17 protein-coding genes are annotated in these 17,467 nt (G+C 65.2%); 4 read left to right on the forward strand and 13 right to left on the reverse strand.

All coding sequences use genetic code 11. From position 1 onward, the window contains the following. Positions 1 to 96 precede the first annotated feature (96 nt). On the reverse strand, positions 97 to 1,452 hold the full coding sequence (gene rlmD / locus U5805_RS16975) for a 23S rRNA (uracil(1939)-C(5))-methyltransferase RlmD (protein WP_322104795.1): 1,356 nt from the start codon (positions 1,450 to 1,452) through the stop codon (positions 97 to 99). A gap of 323 nt (positions 1,453 to 1,775) precedes the next feature. Here rlmD and U5805_RS16980 point away from each other — a divergent pair, with 323 nt between their 5' ends. Continuing rightward, the gene (locus tag U5805_RS16980) at positions 1,776 to 1,979 is read left to right on the forward strand and encodes a hypothetical protein (RefSeq protein WP_322104656.1); all 204 of its coding nucleotides are present in this window, start codon (positions 1,776 to 1,778) and stop codon (positions 1,977 to 1,979) included. A 108-nt stretch (positions 1,980 to 2,087) separates the two neighbouring features. Continuing rightward, entirely contained in the window at positions 2,088 to 2,378 is a 291-nt protein-coding gene (locus U5805_RS16985; protein ID WP_322104657.1) for a hypothetical protein, read from the forward strand. Between the two features lie 68 nt (positions 2,379 to 2,446). On the opposite strand, the gene U5805_RS16990 is transcribed toward U5805_RS16985, so the two are convergent. After that, positions 2,447 to 4,519, reverse strand: a complete 2,073-nt coding sequence (locus U5805_RS16990) for a glycoside hydrolase family 28 protein (protein ID WP_415914620.1) — start codon at positions 4,517 to 4,519, stop codon at positions 2,447 to 2,449. A 308-nt stretch (positions 4,520 to 4,827) separates the two neighbouring features. On the opposite strand from U5805_RS16990, the gene U5805_RS16995 reads away from it, so the two are divergent. Beyond that, positions 4,828 to 5,706, forward strand: a complete 879-nt coding sequence (locus tag U5805_RS16995; protein WP_322104659.1) for an endonuclease/exonuclease/phosphatase family protein — start codon at positions 4,828 to 4,830, stop codon at positions 5,704 to 5,706. Positions 5,707 to 5,782: 76 nt separating this feature from the next. Here the strand turns inward: U5805_RS16995 and U5805_RS17000 are convergent, their stop codons facing one another. The 5 genes from U5805_RS17000 to surE are packed head-to-tail and all read right to left on the reverse strand — an operon-like array spanning position 5,783 to position 10,516. Further along, a complete protein-coding gene (locus tag U5805_RS17000) occupies positions 5,783 to 6,562 on the reverse strand; it encodes a 3'-5' exonuclease (RefSeq protein WP_322104660.1) in 780 nt (259 codons plus the stop codon). A gap of 18 nt (positions 6,563 to 6,580) precedes the next feature. Continuing rightward, on the reverse strand, positions 6,581 to 7,684 hold the full coding sequence (rpoS, locus tag U5805_RS17005) for an RNA polymerase sigma factor RpoS (protein WP_322104661.1): 1,104 nt from the start codon (positions 7,682 to 7,684) through the stop codon (positions 6,581 to 6,583). A 14-nt stretch (positions 7,685 to 7,698) separates the two neighbouring features. Then, complete coding sequence (locus U5805_RS17010) at positions 7,699 to 8,622, reverse strand: peptidoglycan DD-metalloendopeptidase family protein (protein WP_322104796.1); 924 nt, start codon at positions 8,620 to 8,622, stop codon at positions 7,699 to 7,701. Between the two features lie 11 nt (positions 8,623 to 8,633). Continuing rightward, on the reverse strand, positions 8,634 to 9,758 hold the full coding sequence (locus U5805_RS17015) for a protein-L-isoaspartate(D-aspartate) O-methyltransferase (protein WP_322104662.1): 1,125 nt from the start codon (positions 9,756 to 9,758) through the stop codon (positions 8,634 to 8,636). Then, positions 9,755 to 10,516 (reverse strand): 5'/3'-nucleotidase SurE, encoded by a 762-nt coding sequence (gene surE / locus U5805_RS17020; RefSeq protein ID WP_322104663.1) that lies wholly within the window; start codon positions 10,514 to 10,516, stop codon positions 9,755 to 9,757. The genes U5805_RS17015 and surE overlap by 4 nt, the downstream gene beginning before the upstream one ends. 243 nt (positions 10,517 to 10,759) lie before the next feature. Between surE and U5805_RS17025 the strand changes: the two genes are divergently transcribed. After that, on the forward strand, positions 10,760 to 11,731 hold the full coding sequence (locus U5805_RS17025) for an NADPH:quinone oxidoreductase family protein (RefSeq protein WP_322104664.1): 972 nt from the start codon (positions 10,760 to 10,762) through the stop codon (positions 11,729 to 11,731). Positions 11,732 to 11,809: 78 nt separating this feature from the next. Here U5805_RS17025 and U5805_RS17030 read toward each other — a convergent pair whose 3' ends face one another. The 6 genes from U5805_RS17030 to U5805_RS17055 all read right to left on the reverse strand — a co-directional run bounded on the left by U5805_RS17030 (position 11,810) and on the right by U5805_RS17055 (position 17,342). Continuing rightward, positions 11,810 to 12,643: an ABC transporter permease gene (locus U5805_RS17030; protein ID WP_322104665.1), complete on the reverse strand. Its 834-nt coding sequence runs from the start codon at positions 12,641 to 12,643 to the stop codon at positions 11,810 to 11,812. A 24-nt stretch (positions 12,644 to 12,667) separates the two neighbouring features. After that, the gene (locus U5805_RS17035; protein ID WP_322104666.1) at positions 12,668 to 13,480 is read right to left on the reverse strand and encodes an ABC transporter ATP-binding protein; all 813 of its coding nucleotides are present in this window, start codon (positions 13,478 to 13,480) and stop codon (positions 12,668 to 12,670) included. Between the two features lie 19 nt (positions 13,481 to 13,499). Further along, a complete protein-coding gene (locus U5805_RS17040) occupies positions 13,500 to 14,537 on the reverse strand; it encodes an ABC transporter substrate-binding protein (RefSeq protein WP_322104667.1) in 1,038 nt (345 codons plus the stop codon). Between the two features lie 139 nt (positions 14,538 to 14,676). Next, positions 14,677 to 15,981: a CaiB/BaiF CoA-transferase family protein gene (locus U5805_RS17045; RefSeq protein ID WP_322104668.1), complete on the reverse strand. Its 1,305-nt coding sequence runs from the start codon at positions 15,979 to 15,981 to the stop codon at positions 14,677 to 14,679. Between the two features lie 76 nt (positions 15,982 to 16,057). Continuing rightward, entirely contained in the window at positions 16,058 to 16,654 is a 597-nt protein-coding gene (gene recR, locus U5805_RS17050; protein WP_322104669.1) for a recombination mediator RecR, read from the reverse strand. 361 nt (positions 16,655 to 17,015) lie between these two features. Beyond that, complete coding sequence (locus U5805_RS17055) at positions 17,016 to 17,342, reverse strand: YbaB/EbfC family nucleoid-associated protein (protein ID WP_322104797.1); 327 nt, start codon at positions 17,340 to 17,342, stop codon at positions 17,016 to 17,018. Positions 17,343 to 17,467: the final 125 nt, after the last annotated feature.

Genomic DNA, 17,467 nt, shown 5'->3' on the forward strand with positions numbered 1-17,467 from the left:
CCACGGCATGCCGTGGCTTTTTTTTCGTTCCGCCGATACGAGCCGGTCGCGCGCGGCTAGTATCGGCCGACGCGGCTCAATCGTGCTAAATCGTGCTCAATCGCGCTCGAACAACGCGATGGACTCGACGTGCGAAGTATGCGGGAACATGTTGACGACGCCCGCGCCCTTGAGGCGATAACCGGCTTCGTGAACGAGCACGCCCGCGTCGCGCGCGAGCGTTCCGGGACTGCAAGACACGTAGACGATGCGCCTGGGCAGCGGACCGTCGCCGCTTTTCGCGATTTCGGCGAGCGCCTGCGACACGGCAAGCGCGCCTTCGCGCGGCGGATCGATCAGATATTTGTCGAAGTGGCCGAGCGCGCGAATGTCGTCGGCGGTGACTTCGAACAGGTTGCGGCACGCAAACGACGTGTGACCGTCCACGCCGTTGGCGCGGGCGTTGTCGAGCGCGCGCGCCGTGAGCGTGTCGCTGCCCTCGATGCCCACGACTTCGCGGGCGAGCCGCGCGAGCGGCAGCGTGAAATTGCCGATGCCGCAGAACAGATCGAGCACGCGGTCGCCCGCTTCCGGCGCGAGCAGGCGCAGCGCGCGGCCCACGAGCACGCGGTTGATCTGGTGATTGACCTGGGTGAAGTCGGTCGGCTTGAACGGCATGCGGATACCGAATTCCGGTAGCGTGTAGTCGAGCGACTTGTCGAGCGGATAAAACGGAAACACCGTCTCCGGGCCCTTCGGCTGGAGCCAGAACTGCACGTTGTGCGCGTCGGCAAAGGTGCGCAGCAGCGCTTCGTCGGCGGCCGTGAGCGGCTCCAGGATGCGCAGTACGAGCGCCGTGACGTTCGAGCCGACGGCCAGCTCGATCTGCGGCATGCGATCGCAAATCGACAGCGAAGCCACCAGATGCCGCAACGGCATGAGCATCGCCGAAACCTCGGGCGGCAACACTTCGCAACTCGTCATGTCCGCCACGTAGCTGCTCTTGCGCTCGTGAAAACCGACCAGCACGCCGCCCTTCTTCGGCACGTTGCGCACGGTCAGGCGCGCGCGATAGCGATAGCCCCACGACGGCCCATGGATCGGCCGGAACATGGTTTCCGAGCGCACCTTGGAAAGATGCGCGAGATTGTCTTCGAGCACGCGCTGCTTGACGGCGATCTGCGCGCGCACGTCGAGATGCTGCATCGAGCAGCCGCCGCACGTACCGAAAAACTGGCATTGCGGCCTGGTGCGAATCGCGCTCTCGCGCAGCACGCTGACGACTTGCGCCTGTTCGAAGGTCGGTTTTCTGCGATAGCTCAGATACGTCACGCGCTCGCCGGGCAGCGCGCCTTCGACGAAGATCACCTTGCCGGGCTCGCCGGTTTCGGTGACGGTGCGGCCGACGCCGCGCGCTTCCATGTCGAGCGACTCGATCTCGAGAATGGGGGCATTAGCGACCGAGGCTTCCATCGAAGCGCGTTTCTCGGCGCGCTTTTCGCGCTTGCTCTTTTTCCTGGCGGGCGCAACGGGCACGGCGGACGCAGCGGGCGCAACGCGGTTGGCCTCGGCGCGGCCAGCTTCGGATTGAGGGTCGGGGGCAGCTTCGGACACCAGCGGATTCCTGACAGACGGTGAAAGGTGGGGGAAGGCGAGATTGTAGTCGAAGTCGGCGCTCGCTCTTTTGCTTGCGCGGGCCGCGGCGTTTTCGAATTCGTGCGATCGTCGCCCGCGCGCCATCTCAATACGATGCTTCTTGCCGCGGCGCCCTTCGCCGCGCACCAGGAGCCGCCACCATGATCGCGTTCTTTTCCCTACCGCTCGTTTCGTTCCTCGCGCTCGCGTTGTGCGCCGCGTTCATGTCCGGCGCCGGCGCGCCGCCCGCCTCGCGGGCCATGACGCCGCGCCGGCGCCCGCTCCTGCTCGCCTTCACGAGCCTCGCGATTCCCATCGCGCTGCTCGGCGTGTTGCTGCTCGCCGTACGCGCCCTGCTCGATTGACCGCGCGTCGTTGCGATCAATCGCTTTCGGAATCGTCCCATGGATTAGTTGCCATGTGGACGGCAACGATAGCAGCCTCCCTCATCAACGAAAATCACCGGAATTTCAGTGAGCAAGTTACCCTTTTGCACGCTCGCGGCCGCCGCGCTCGTGAGCCTCGCGGCATGCGCTCCGACCGTGAAGCCCGACCAGGTCATCGCCTCCGTGCTGCCCGGCATGACGCAGAACGAAGTGTTCAAGCGCATCGGGCCGCCCGATCGCGAATATGTGGCCAATGGCCGCGACTGTTTCCAGTACGATCTCGGCAATTACGGCACAGTGCCGTTCGCCGTCTATTTCGACAACAGCTACAAGGTGGCCGGCACCGTGCGCGGCGAGTGCAAGGGCCGCCGCCGCTAAGGCGGCAAACCGGTACGAAAACGGCGCATCGCCCGATGCGCCGTTCGCTGCGCCTTGCGCCTCGCGCTTCAGCCGGTGAGCGACGTGTTGTACGTCGTCGCGCCGATCACCACGTTGCTCAGCGCGATCGCATTGACGTTGTTCACGTAGATCGGGCCTGGCGTCGTAGCCGTCGCCGCCGTGTTGCAGACCGGCGTGCCGAGATTGCAGTTCGTGATCGTCACGCCCGCGATGGGGGTGACGGTTGGCGCGGGCGCCGCGCCGTTGTAGTCCGATGCGACCGGACCTTGCGCGACGATCGCCTGGAAGCACGACGCCGTGACGCCGTTGAGCGTGACGTTGCTCGCATTCACATTGGAAATGTTCACGTTCTGCACGACCGGCGCGCTCTGGCGCACGGCGTCGCCGGCCGGCGAGTAGTCGCAGTCGAACGTGATCAAGCCGCCTTGCGACGCCGACGGATTCGAGCCCGCCGCCGAAGTCGTGCCAAGCGGCACCGCAGCCGTGATGGGACTGCCCGTCAGCATGTTGCCGCTGCCGTAGCCGCTGCCCGCGAGATTCACGCCGTTGGGCAGGTCGACGGAATCGATATAGACGTCGCGCACGAAGCCGCCGCGGCTCATGTTCGTCTTGATGCGAATGGCGATGTTGAGCGGATTCGTCGCCCAGTTCTCGTTGAGCATGTTGAGCTTGCGCGCGTAGATTTTCTCGACGCCCGCGCTCATTTCGCTGCCGAGCGTGATGCCGCCGTGACCGCTGTTCATCGTGCAGTTCTGGATCACGTGGTTTTGCGCGGGACCGAATTCGGTATCGAGCGCCTTGCCCGACTTGATCGCAATGCAGTCGTCGCCCGTGTTGAAGGTCACGGTGTCGCACAGCACGTTGGCGCAGGCTTCGGGATCGAAGCCGTCGTTGTTCGGGCCGATGCTGTCGGCGAACACGCCGCGGATCACGACGTTCGTGCAATCGGTCGGATGGTTTTGCCAGAACGGCGTGTTCTGCGTGTGATAGTTCTCCATCAACACGTTCGTGCAACCGACGAATTCCACCATGCACGGCCGCAGATAATGCCCGATGCCGAAGATGCGCTGCGCGACCGGCACGCCGAGTTGCGAAAGCGCGGGCAGATAGTTCTGATCCTGGTTCCATGGCGCCTTCGTCGAACCGGTGATGAGCGCGAGCGTTGCCGTGTCGCTGCTCGTGAGCGCGGCGTTGTTCGGATTCGCGTAGGCCTGCGAAGGCGTGCTCGCCCCCGCGCAGCCGTATTGCCCCGACGAGCCCTTCCACGTCCACCAGCATGTGGACGTGCTGCCGCTGCCGGCGAACGGCGTCATGGCCTGGCCGTTCAGGATCGACGTCGGGCCCTCGCCCGTGATCGCGACGTTGCTCTGCTTGTACGCATAAACGGGCGAGCCGAAGTTCAGGCAATCGTTGCCTTGCCAACGCGTGTAGAACAGCTTGCCGTTCGCGCCGCAGTCGACGGGACCGCTCGCCGCGTAATCGTTCGGATTCGGGCTGAAATAGATGACGCAGCCCGCGCTCAGATGAAAGTTCACGTTCGAAAGCAGCACGATCGGGCCGCCGCAATACCAGTTGCCCGCCGGCACGACCACGCGCCCGCCTCCCGCCTGATTCGCCGCCTGGATCGCGCGATTGAACGCCGTACAGGAATCGAACGCGGTGCCGGTGACCGATGCGCTCACGAACGTGTCCGCGCCGGGGCTCAGCGTTTGCGCGTAAGGGTTGACGGTGGCCTGCACCTGCGTGGCGAGCGCCTGCGCGCCGTAACTCGTGACATTGAAATCGACCTGGCGGAACATCGACTGCGTGATGTTCGACAGCGACGCGATGATTTGCGTGGCGGCGCCCGAACTGCCCCAGATCGGATCTTCCACCACCGTGCCGCCGCCGGAACCGCCGCCCGCCGCGCCGCTATTGCCGCCGCTGCCGTTGTTGTCGCTATTGCCGCTATTGCCGCCGCAGCCCGGCAGTGCGGACAGCACGGTCGCGCCCGCCGTTGCGCCTGCGAATGCCATGAACGTGCGCCTGGAAGGCGATGCCGGTGCGGGCGCAGCCGCAATGCCTGGCAGTCCTTGAGGTTGTTTCGTGCGATCGCGGCTCAGAATTCGATGCTTTGCCATGTGACGCTGTCTCCTGTTTTTCTTGAAGTCGTTGTTGCCGGTCGAGACCGGTTTTTGCGCGGATAAGCGAGAAACCGGCGACGCCGCGTCTTGCCCGCGCTGTTTGGCAACTTTGCGATACAGGGCATTTTTGTAAAACAACACGAATCTTGTCAAGCGTTTGCACATCCGAAACTTGCGGTGAAATTGTGCAAAATGGTGAAAATCAGGGCAAATACTGAGATTCACAGCAGCAGCCGTCGATAATTTGTAAAACAACAAAGACAAGCCGCGCACCGACGGAAAGAGCGAAACAGAAGGAGCGAAACATGAAACTGCTGAGCTGGAACGTGCAATGGGGACGCGACGCCTCGGGCGTTGTCGATCTGGCGCGCACGGTGAGCGACGCGCAGCGTCTCGCCGATTTCGACGTGCTGTGCCTCCAGGAGATCACGCGCGGCTTTCACGCGCTGCCGGGCGGCCCCGGCGACGACCAATACGCCGAACTCGCCGCGCTGCTGCCCGGCTACACGGTGATCGAGGCGATCGGCGCCGATCTTCCCGCCGCGCCCTCGCAAGGCGACTTCCTGACCACGCGCAAGGTCTCGCGCCGCCAGTTCGGCAATGCGCTGGCCACGCGCCTGCCCGTTCAGCGGATCATTCGCCACGCGCTGCCATGGCCCGCCGACTCGACGGCGCCCTCGATGCAGCGCGTCGCGCTCGAAGCCGTGCTCGATACGCCGAACGGCGCGCTACGGGTGCTGGTCACGCATCTGGAGTTTTATTCGCTGCGCCAGCGGCTCGCGCAGGTCGACGAACTGCGGCGTTTGCAGCAGGAAGCCGCCGATCACGCGGCGCATCCCGCGCCCGCCGAAAACGAGGTCGGGCCGTTCGCGCGCACGGCGCGGCCGGTGAGCGCGATCGTCTGCGGCGACTTCAACAGCGCGTGGAACAGCGAGGCGTACACGCGCATGCTCGAACCGCTCGCGGGCAGCCCGGCGTTTATCGACGCGTGGACGACGCTGCACGCCGGAGCGACGCCACCGCACACGGCGGGCCTCTACGACACCGTGCAATGGTCGAACGGCCCCATGACGTGCGATTTTGTGTTCGTCACCGAAGATTTGCGCGCGCGCCTGCGCCGCTGCGAGATCGACGCCGCGACGCGCGCCTCGGACCATCAGCCGATCATGCTGGAGCTGGATTGACGCGAAGCCGGGCGGCGTGGCGTGAGCGGCGTTATTGTTGTAAGTGGCCTTATTGGCCTTGTTGGCCTTGTTGGCCTTATTGGCCGAAGGCTTCGAGATACTGCTTCCAGTGCGGTGCCGGCTCCATCGCGAGCGACTGCTTGACGAACTCCACTTCGTCCGCGTATTCGCGCTCGCTAAATCCGCCGCGCATCATCTGGAAGCGGCAATACAGCAGGTACGTGTTGACCACGTCGGTTTCGCAATAGTTGCGAACTTCTTCGATACGGCCCTGCTGGACCGCCGACCACACCTGGCTGCCGTCCATGCCGAGCTTGCCCGGGAAACCACACAGTTTGGCGAGCGCGTCGAGCGGCGCGTTAGCGCGCGCCTGATACATCGCGAGCATATCCATCAAGTCCGTATGACGCGTGTGATAGCGGCTGATGTAATTGTTCCACTTGAACTCGCGGTCTTCGTCGCCCATCTCCCAGTAACGCACCGCGCGAATGCCGTGCACGAGCGCGCGGTAATGAAGCACGGGCAAATCGAAACCGCCGCCGTTCCACGACACGAGCTGCGGCGAATATTTTTCGATCGTGCGATAGAACGAGTCGACGAGCTTCGCCTCGCCGTCCTCGGGGGTGCCGAGCGAGCGCACGCGAAAACCTTGACCGTCGCGGAACACGCACGAGATCGCGGCCACGCGCTGCAAATGATGCGGCAGGAAATCGCTGCCGGTTTTCTCGCGGCGCGCGGCGAAAGCATGCTCGGCGACTTCGGCGTCGGTGAGCGAGGCGGGCAAATCTTCGAGACGGCGAATACCGTCGACATCGGGAATCGTTTCGATGTCGAATACGAGAACGGGAACGGTCATCAGTGAAACGGCGGGATGTTAGAGAACGGCGTCCTTGCGCACGCCGTTCGAAGCGAAAAAGCGCTTGAGGCGCACCAGCGCTTCCTGCTGGATCTGCCGCACGCGCTCGCGGGTAAGGCCCATTTCGTCGGCCAACTCTTCGAGCGTGGCCGGCTCGATATGGTTCAGCCCAAAGCGACGTTCGATGACATGGCGATGCTTGTCGGAAAGCCGGCCGAGCCAGGCGCGCGTGAGCGTCTCCAGCTCGCGATGCTGCACTTCCGCATCCGGCGACTGGCTCTGGTCGTCGGAAAGCAGATCGAGCAGGCTGCTCGCGGGGTCGAGATCGAGCGGCGCGTCGAGCGAGGCGGTGTGCTCGTTGAGCGCGAGAATGTCGGTGACTTCCTCGGTGGTCTTGCCCGTGAGATAGGCGATGTCGTCGATGCTGGCGTCGCGGCGCTCGGAGCCCGCGTCGGCATTCAGCGAATTTTTCTCCAGATGGCGCTTCGCGCGCAGCACCTGATTCAACTCGCGGATCACATGCACGGGCAACCGCACCGTGCGCGCCTGATTCATGATCGCGCGCTCGATGCTTTGACGAATCCACCACGTTGCATAAGTGGAAAAACGGAAGCCGCGCGTGGGATCGAATTTTTCGATCGCGTGCATGAGCCCGAGGTTGCCTTCCTCGATCAGGTCGAGCAGCGGCACGCCGCGGTTCAGGTACCCCTTGGCAATGCTCACCACGAGCCGCAGATTGCGCTCGATCATGACCTGGCGCGCCTCGAACTCGCCGGCCTTGGCAAGACGCGAGTAGCGCTGCTCCTCCTCGACGGTGAGCAGCGGCTTCACGCTGATGCGGTTCAAATAGTGCTGAATGGTGTCGGCCGTGAGCTCGGCCTGAAGCATGGCGCGGAAATCGTCGGCGTCGGGCGCGGCTTCGCGGCGAGCGCCTTCGCCGCTGCCTTCCTCCGCAGCGGCTTCGCCTTCGTCGCGATCCTCGCGCTCTTCCCGCTCCTCGAAGGCGCGGCCGCCTTCGAGATCGGCCTCTTCGTCGCCCGACTGCGCGCCGTCGTCCACCGAAACCTGGGCGGCTTGGCTGTCAGACTCGGATTGCTGCAGACGGCGCTTCGATTTCGGCATGGTCGGCTCGCTTTTTATTGCGGCGGCAAGTACTTCAGTGGGTCGACGGGCTTACCCTGACGGCGTACTTCGAAATGCAGCATCACCCGGTCTGAATCGGTATTGCCCATTTCGGCGATCTTTTGACCTTTGGTGACCGCATCCCCTTCTTTTACCATCAAAGCCCGGTTGTGTGCGTACGCGGTCAAAAACGTCGCGTCATGCTTGATGATAATGAGATTGCCGTATCCGCGCAGCCCATTTCCGGCATAAACCACGCGACCGTCGCCAGCGGCCTTGACCGGATCGCCCGGCGCCCCGCCGATATTGATGCCCTTGTTCTTCGAGTCGTCGAAGCCGTTGAGCACCGGACCGCGCGCGGGCCACGCCAGCGCGATGCTGCCGTTCGGCGCGGCGGCCATGTCGCTGCCGCTTGCCCCCGACTGCGGCGCCACGGCGGCCGGCGGCGCCGACGAACCGGCCGCGGCGCCCGAACCGTAAATGGGCGGCATGGTCGGCGAATTCGCCGCCGGCGCACCCGAGGCGCCCGGCGGCGTCGCCGCCATGCCCGGCACCGGCGAAGTCACGACGCCCGGCGTGTACGCGGCCGACGGGTTCGTGCCCGGCGGCACCACGCGCAGCAACTGATCGACTTCGATCTGGTTCGGGTTCGTGAGATTGTTCCACGTTGCGATGTCGCGATAATTCTGACCGTTTTCGAGCGCAATCCTATAGAGAGTGTCGCCAGGCTTCACCCGGTAATATCCCGGAGGCGGCGGCCCGAGCGGCACCGGCGGCTGCGCGGCGGAGGTGCCGAGCGGCGCCGTGCGGTCGACGACCGGCGCCGAATCGAGACGCGAGGCGCAAGCCGTCAGCAGGCAGAGCGCGATGACCGAGGCGCCGCGCCCGGCTACGGTCAGGTCGATTTTCATGCGGTTTCTTTGCATCGCGCGCAACATACTCATCGGATTCAGATCACTCCAGATTTTAAGGGGACAAAGAAAACGCGATCAAGGCGCGACTCCCGCCATTGCGCCGGGCCCGTGCGCTCGACGAGCGTGAGCACCTGAGTCGCTTCGCCGGACGCGCCGCCCTGCACCGCGACCGGCGCCACGAGCTTGCCGCCGATCGCGAGCTGTTCCAGCAGCGCCTGCGGTACGTCGAAGCCCGCCGCCGCGATCACGACCGCGTCGAACGGTGCCGCCGACGGCAAGCCGAGCCGTCCGTCGCCGTAATGCAAGCGAATGTTCGGAATACGCAGCGGACGAAGATTCGTTTTCGCGCGCTCGTATAACGGCTTGATGCGTTCGATGGAATACACGTCGCGTGCGATCCGGCTCAACACCGCGGCCTGATAGCCGCAGCCCGTGCCGATTTCGAGCACGCGATCCAGCTCACGTCCGGCACCCGCGAGTTCGAGCATGCGGGCGACGACGGACGGCTTGGAGATCGTCTGGTGATGACCGATCGGCAACGCCGCATCTTCGTAGGCCTGAGTCGCGAGACCGGGGTCGACGAACATGTGGCGCGGCACGGCCGCAAGCGCCTGGAGCACGCGCGGGTCGGTAATGCCGTTCGCGCGCAGGCGTTCGACCATGCGCTCGCGAATGCGTTCCGAAGTCAGCGCATGCGCGCCGTTGAGCGCAACGGCGGGCGCGCCCGTCAGCGCGCCGCCCGCGCGCGGCGAAACGCTCGAACCCTGCGCCGATTGCAGCGAATGTGCCGCATGCGTCGAATGTGCCGATTGTGCCGACGGCGCGGGCTTGAACGCCGCGCCCGCCGCCGGTTTCGCCAGCGGCGCAACAACCGGCTTGACCGCGGGTTTCGCCACGGCGGCCCTGGTCACGACCGGCTTCGCCGCCGGTTTGGCGATCGGGGGTTTGGCGAGCGCGGGTTGGGCAACGGCCGGTTTGGCAATCGCCTTCGCCACCGGTTTTAGCGCCGGGCTCGCGCCGATGCCCGTTTTAGGCGCACCGCCGCCGCTCGCGCCCGCGAGCGGCGAGCGCGCCTCGCCGGGACGCGCATCGCGCCGGCGCGGCTCGCGCACGAGATCCGCGAGACCCAGCGGAAAACGCTTCGTGCGCTCGCCCGTCATGAAACGCTGCCGTCCCGTCGCGCCCATTCCTGCGTGGCGGGCAGCATCTGCGTATGCGTGAGGTCGAGTTGCAGCGGCGTGATGGAAACGTGGCCGTGTTCGGTCGCGTGAAAGTCCGTGCCTTCGCTCGCGTCGCGCGCGCCGCCCGAGGGCCCGATCCAGTAGATCGGCTCGCCGCGCGGATTGGTCTGGCGGATCACGGGCTGCGACGGATGACGCTTGCCGAGGCGCGTCACGCGCCAGTCGCCGAGTTCGCCGTAAGGCAGATTCGGAATGTTGACGTTGAGAAGCGGATGGCCGGGCAACGGATGGGCGAGGTAATGCGCGACGATTTCGGCGGCCACCTTCGCGGCGGCGTCGAGATGCAGCCAGTCTTTATCGACGAGCGAAAACGCGATGGCCGGCACGCCGAACATGATGCCTTCGGTGGCGGCGGCGACCGTGCCCGAATACAGCGTGTCCTCGCCCATGTTCTGGCCGTTGTTGATGCCGGATACCACGAGGTCGGGCTTGTGATCGAGCATGCCCGTGAGCGCGACGTGTACCGAGTCGGTGGGCGTGCCGTTCACGTAGTAGAAGCCCGTGGTGGCCGAGCGCAACACCGAAAGCGGGCGCCACAGCGTGAGCGAGTTCGACGCGCCGCTGCAATTCTGCTCGGGCGCCATCACCGTGATCTCGCCGAGCGGCTTCAACGCTTCGTAAAGCGCCGCTAGACCCGGAGCGAGATAACCATCGTCGTTGCTGAGTAGTATTCGCATCGGGCGATTGTAACCGAGGAAGGAAGGCACGCGGACGACAGCGCAGGACGCGCCACTACGTCCTTTCCTACGCGATACCCAGCACATTCCTTCCGCAGTTGCGATGCCGCACCGACCCGCTTGCGCCGTATCGCGCGGCGCCATTTGCATCGCATGAATACGCACGGTCGTTCGCATTCGCGCAAGTTGCCGTACACTGTTCCGCTCATCTTCCGTCGATACGACGCCCCCACAGGAGACACGATGCGCGCCATCCGCTGCAATCGGTACGGACCGCCCGACACGCTCACGCTCGAAGACCTGCCCGACCTCGTGCCGGGTCCGGGCCAGGTGGTCATCGACGTCAAGGCCTCGGCCGTCAACTTCCCCGACGTGCTCATCATCGAGAACAAGTATCAGATGAAACCGCCGCTGCCCTTCACGCCCGGCGCCGAACTCGCGGGCGTGGTGCGCGCGGCGGGCGAAGGCGTGACGCTCGCGCCGGGCACGCGCGTGGTCGCCTACGTGGGCACGGGCGCGTTCGCGTCGCAAGCCGTTGCCGATGCCGCCGCGTGCGTGGCGCTGCCCGACGCCGCCGACTTCGCCACGGCCGCTGCCTTCACGCTCGCCTACGGCACCTCGCATCACGCCGTGGTCGATCGCGCGGCGCTGCGCGCCGGCGAAACGATGCTCGTGCTGGGCGCGGCGGGCGGCGTGGGCCTCGCGGCCGTGGAGATCGGCAAGGTGCTGGGCGCGCGCGTGATCGCGGCGGCGTCGAGCGACGAGAAGCTCGAAGTCTGCAAACGCTTCGGCGCCGACGCCACCATCAACTACAGCACCGAAGATTTGCGCGAGCGCATCAAGGCGCTCACCGACGGCCGCGGCCCCGACGTGATCTACGATCCCGTGGGCGGCGCGTATGCGGAACCGGCGTTTCGCAGCATCGGCTGGCGCGGGCGCTATCTCGTGGTGGGTTTCGCGAACGGCGAAATTCCGAAGCTGCCGCTCAACCTCACGCTGCTCAAGGGCGCAAGTCTCGTGGGCGTGTTCTGGGGCGATTTCGCGCGCCGCGAGCCGCAGCGCAATGCGGCGGCGTTCGCGCAAATGACGGGCTGGATCGGCGAAGGCAAGCTCCGGCCGTACGTGTCGAAGCGCTATCGGCTCGAAGACACGGCGCAGGCGCTCAAGGACATGGCCGCGCGCAAGGTCACGGGCAAGGTCGTGATCGAGCCTTGAAAACGCAACGGCTCGCGACGCTGGCTCGCGACACCAGCGCGCGAGCCGTTCTTTCCTCGGTGCGGAATCGGAAAACGCTCAGCGCTTTTCCGTATCGCCCGTCTTTGGCTGCCACTTCATGAAGCGGCGCTCCGCAAGCCCGACGATGCCGTCGAGGATCAGCGCGAACGCGGTCAGCACGAGAATGCCCGCGAACACCGTGTTGATGTCGAAGGTGCCTTCGGCCTGGAGGATCAGATAACCGACGCCGCTCGCGGAGCCGAGATACTCTCCCACCACCGAGCCGACGAACGCGAGCCCGACCGACGTATGGAGGCTCGAAAACACCCAGCTCGTCGCGCTCGGCAGATACACGTGGCGCAGCAACTGCTTGCGGTTCGCGCCGAGCATGCGCGCGTTGGCGAGCACGACCGGGCTCACTTCCTTCACGCCCTGGTAGACGTTGAAGAACACGATGAAGAACACCAGCGTGACGCCGAGCGCCACCTTCGAGCCGATGCCAAGGCCGAACCACACGCCGAAAATGGGCGCGAGGATCACGCGCGGCATCGAATTCGCGGCCTTGATGTAGGGATCGAAAAGCGCGCTGGCCGTGGGCGCGAGCGCGAGCCACAGCCCGACGCCCAGCCCGCTCGCCGTGCCGATCGCGAACGCCAGCACGGTTTCGGCGAGCGTCACGCCGAGGTGCAGCCAGATTTCGCCGGTCGCGAACCATTCCCAGATGCGCACGAGCACTTTCTGCGGCTCGCCGAAGAAGAACGCGGCCTTGTTCGGATCGTCGAAATAGATCGGCGGCAACAGCGTCGGACTCGTGAACACGTACCACAGCGCGAAGCACGCGACGAGCAGCAGCCATTGCCACACGACGAGATTGACCCGGTTGCCACGATTGGGGCGCAGCCGTTTCCACATGATGTTGTCGTCTAGCCTCGTGTATTAACCCGCCGCAAGCTGCTGCTGATAGCCCTTGAGCACTTCGTCGCGCAGCACGCCCCAGATTTGCGCGTGCAGTTCGACGAAGCGCGGATGCGTGCGCACTTCGGCCACGTCGCGCGGACGCGGCAGGTCGATCGCGAATTCGCCGATGGGATGCGTGCCCGGCCCGGCCGAAAGCACCACCACGCGATCCGACATGGCGATCGCCTCGTCGAGGTCGTGCGTGATGAACAGCACCGCTTTCTTGCGCGCGGCCCACAGCGCGAGCAACTCGTTTTCCATCAACTGACGCGTCTGGATGTCCAGCGCCGAAAACGGCTCGTCCATCAGGATGATGTCGGGGTCGAGGATGAGCGTCTGGGCCATCGCGACGCGCTTGCGCATGCCGCCCGAAAGCTGATGCGGATAGCGGTCGCCGAAACCGCCGAGCCCCACGCGCTTGAGCCATTCCTCGGCCTGCTTGCGCGCTTGCGCCGCCGCCACGCCGCGAAACGCGAGACCGGCCGACACGTTGTCGAGCGCGCTGCGCCACGGCATCAGCGCATCGGCCTGGAACATGTAGCCCGCGCGGCGGTTGAGCCCTTGCAGCGGTTCGCCGAATACGCTCACCGTGCCCGAGCTGGGCGGCAGCAATCCCGCGCCCACGTTGAGCAGCGTGGACTTGCCGCAGCCCGTCGGCCCGACCACGGAGACGAACTCGCCCGGCGCGACATGCAATGTGGCGCCGGCGACCGCCGTATAGCGTTGCGAGCGGTTTTCGCGCGAAGCGAACGTGCAGGTAATGGCGTCGAGCGCCAGAGCGGGAACGGTCATTGTCACGAGCGCCCGCGCATCAGGACTTGACGCTCGCGAGCGACTTCTTCACGAAGTCGTTGGTCCACGTTTTCGAAAGATCGATCGGCTTGCCCTTCACGTTCGCGTCGTATTGCAGCGTCCTGAGCGCCGTGGCGGGACCGTCGGCGGGCATAAGGCCGTCCGGCGACAGGGCTTCCTTGACGTGTTCCCACGCGGCGAGATAAAGCGCGCGGTCGCCGAGCAGGTAGCTTTCCGGCACCGTGTCGATGAGTTGCGCGCCGGTCGCGCCTTGCAGCCATTTAAGCGCGCGCACCATCGCATTGGCGAGCGCCTGCGTGGTGTTCGGATTCTTCGCGATGAAGCTTTCCGACGCATAGAGGCAACCGGCCGGCATGTCGCCGCCGAACACCGAGCGCGTGTCGGCGAGCGTGCGCGTGTCGGAAATCACTCGGATGTCGCCCGCGCGTTCGAGCTTCGTCATCACCGGGTCGAGATTGGCGAGCGCGTCGATCTGGCCCGACTGCAACGCCGCGATCGCGCCCGCACCCGCGCCGACGCCGATGAACGCCACGTCGCCCGGTTTCAGCCCCGCCTTCGCGAGCACGAAGCTCGCCATGATCGACGTGGACGAACCGGGCGCCGTCACGCCGATCTTCTTGCCCTTGAGATCGGCGAGGCCCTTGTAATTCGGCATCGCCTTCTTCGAAATGGCGAGCACGATCTGCGGCGCGCGGCCTTGCAGCACGAACTCGCGAAACATCTGGTGCTGCGCCTGCAACAGAATGGTGTGCTCGAATGCGCCGGAAACCACGTCGGCGCTGCCGCCCACGGCCGCTTTCAGCGCCTGCGAGCCGCCCGCGAAATCGGCAATCTCGACGTCGAGCCCTTCGTCCTTGAAGAAACCACGCCGCTCGGCAATGGTGAGCGGCAGATAATAGAACAGATTTTTTCCGCCGACCGCGATCGCGACCTTCTTCGTTTCGAGCTTGTTTTGCTGGGCGAAAGCGAACGGCGCGGCGCCGAACGTGCCGAGCGCGAGCGCAGCCGTGCCGGCGAGAAAGCTTCTCCGTTGCATGAGCGAGTCTCCAGAACTTGTTGTGTTTTTGGGTACGGCTCTGACTGCGCGGCGCGGTTCGATCGTGAAGAAAAACCGCGCCGTTTCCGGCTTTTTTCAGGCACAACGCAAGCACAACCTCGTGCCGCTTCGCGCGCGCTCACACGATTTGTTGTTCGCGCAACCGTGCGATGTGGCCTGCATCATACCCCAGCGTCTCCAGGACTTCATCGGTATGTTCACCCAGTGCGGGACCGAGCCAGCGCGTGTCGCCAGGCGTGGCCGAAAGCTTGGGCGTGACGGCCGGCAGCGCGATGTCGATGCCTTCCTCGCCGCCGTCCTGCCAGCGGAAATGCTGGATCATCTGGCGCGCGGCGAACTGCGGATCGGCGAACATGTCGGCGACGCTGTAGATGCGGCCCGCCGGCACGTCGGCGGCATTGAGCACGCCAAGCGCCTCTTCGATGGTGCGCTCGGAAAGCCATTGCGCGATGGCGCCGTCGATCTCGGCCGTGCGCGGCACGCGGCCGTCGTTGTGCGCGAGACCGGGGTCGTCGGCAAGATCGGCGCGGTCGATGGCCGTCATCAGACGCTTGAAAATGGGATCGCTGTTGCCGCCGATCACGATGCTGCCGTCGCGGCACGGATACGTGTTGGACGGCACGATGCCGGGCAGCGACGCGCCGGTACGCTCGCGCACCATGCCGTACACGCCGTACTCGGGCACCACGCTCTCCATCATGTTGAACACGGCCTCGTAAAGCGCGACGTCGACGATCTGGCCGCTGCCGCCGTTCATGTTGCGATGATGCAGCGCCATCATCGCGCCGATCACGCCGTGCAGCGCCGCGATGGAATCGCCGATGGAAATGCCGATGCGCGGCGGCGGCAGTTCGGGATAACCGGTGATGTGGCGCAGCCCGCCCATCGACTCGGCAATCGCGCCGAAACCCGGCCGGTCGCGATACGGGCCGGTCTGGCCGTAGCCGGAAAGCCGCACCATCACGAGGCCGGGATTGTCCTTCGCGAGCACGTCATAGCCGAGCCCGAGCTTTTCGAGCAGGCCGGGCCGGAAGTTCTCGATCACGATGTCGGCTTGCGCGGCCAGCCGCCGCACGATTTCCTTGCCCTCGTCGGCCTTGAGATTGACCGTGACCGACTTCTTGTTGCGCGCCTGCACGGCCCACCAGAGCGAGGTGCCGCCCGCTTCGGGATAAAGCTTGCGCCATTTGCGCAGCGGGTCGCCGCCCTTCGGATCTTCGATCTTGATGACTTCGGCGCCGAATTCGCCCAGAAAACGCGCCGCGAACGGCCCGGCGATCAGCGTGCCGAGTTCGAGCACCTTGACGCCCGCGAGCGGGCCGCGCTTTTCGTTCGTTGCGTTCTTTTTATCGGCCGATTCGCTTCGCGGTGCCGATTCGTTTTGCGCCGCGTGTTGCGATCCGGAAGGCGTGGTTGCGCTCATGAAGTCTCCATTCATTGAGTACGGCGCGCCGTGCGCTGCCTGCCGCGAGCCGCGGCGTAACGCGCTACATGATGCGCTACATCGAGCGCCGGTCGAGCATCGCGCGGGCGATGGTTCCCGCATCGACATATTCGAGCTCGCCGCCCACCGGCACGCCGCGCGCGAGGCGCGTGACGGAAAGGCCGCGCGATTTGAGCGTCTGGCCGAGATAGTGCGCCGTCGCTTCGCCTTCGTTCGTGAAGTTGGTTGCGAGCACGACTTCCTTGACGACGCCGTCGGAAGCGCGCTTCACGAGTCGGTCGAAGTGAATCTCCTTCGGACCGATGCCGTCGAGCGGGCTCAGATGCCCCATCAGCACGAAATAGAGGCCGCGATACGTCATGGTCTGTTCGAGCATGATCTGGTCGGCCGGCGTTTCGACGACGCACAGCAGCGTCGGGTCGCGTTCCTCGTCCAGACAGGTTTCGCATACCTGCGCTTCGGTGAACGTGTTGCACTTTTCGCAGTGCTGCACGTTTTCGGTCGCGAACAGCAGCGCCTTGCCGAGCTTTTCAGCGGCGTCGCGGTCGTGCTGCATGAGGTGATAAGCCATGCGCTGCGCCGACTTGGGCCCGACGCCGGGCAGCGCGCGCAGCGCCTCGACGAGCGCGGCGAGTGCGGAAGGTTGTTTCATGCGGATTCAGCGCGGCGAAGTTGCGAAACTCGGTTGTACTGCTCGGTTGCGAGGGAAGTTGCCGGAATCGGGTCAAGCGCCTGGATCGCGTATGCGACTCAGGGGACGTGACGAATGACCTTGCCGGCGCGCAGCGTCGTCGCGCCGGAAAGGTCATCAGGTCATTACCGCAGCATGCCGGAAAACGCCGCGGCGTGTTCGACACGGCGCGGCACGGCGAGACACGGTGCCGGCGCGGCATCAAAACCGGCGGGCGCGCTTCGCGAAACACGCGAAACGCAATGTCCACGCAATATCCAGGCAACACCCGCGCGCCGCCCGGCGGCAACGCCGCGCCCGACCGGCGCGGCGCAAGCCGGCATCAGAACGGCATCTTGAAGCCCGGCGGGATCGGCAGACCGGCCGTCATGCCGCTCATCTTTTCCTGCGAGGTGGCTTCGGCCTTGCGCACGGCGTCGTTGAACGCGGCGGCGACGAGGTCTTCGAGCATGTCCTTGTCGTCGGCGAGCAGGCTCGGGTCGATCGACACGCGACGCACGTCGTTACGGCACGTCATCGTCACCTTGACGAGACCGGCGCCCGCCTCGCCCTCGACTTCGATCTGGGCAAGCTGCTCCTGCATCTTCTTCATGTTTTCCTGCATCTGCTGGGCTTGCTTCATGAGCCCGGCGATCTGGCCTTTCAACATAGTCACTGCTCCTTCTGGATCATGGGTGTTCGAATCGGCGCGGATCGAGCCAGGGCGGTTGTCCTGCCCGATCCACGCGACACAAAATCAATCGGTAAAAATCAATCGGTAAAAATCAGTCGGCC

It is taken from the genome of Paraburkholderia sp. J41, assembly GCF_905220235.1.
Lineage (GTDB): Bacteria > Pseudomonadota > Gammaproteobacteria > Burkholderiales > Burkholderiaceae > Paraburkholderia.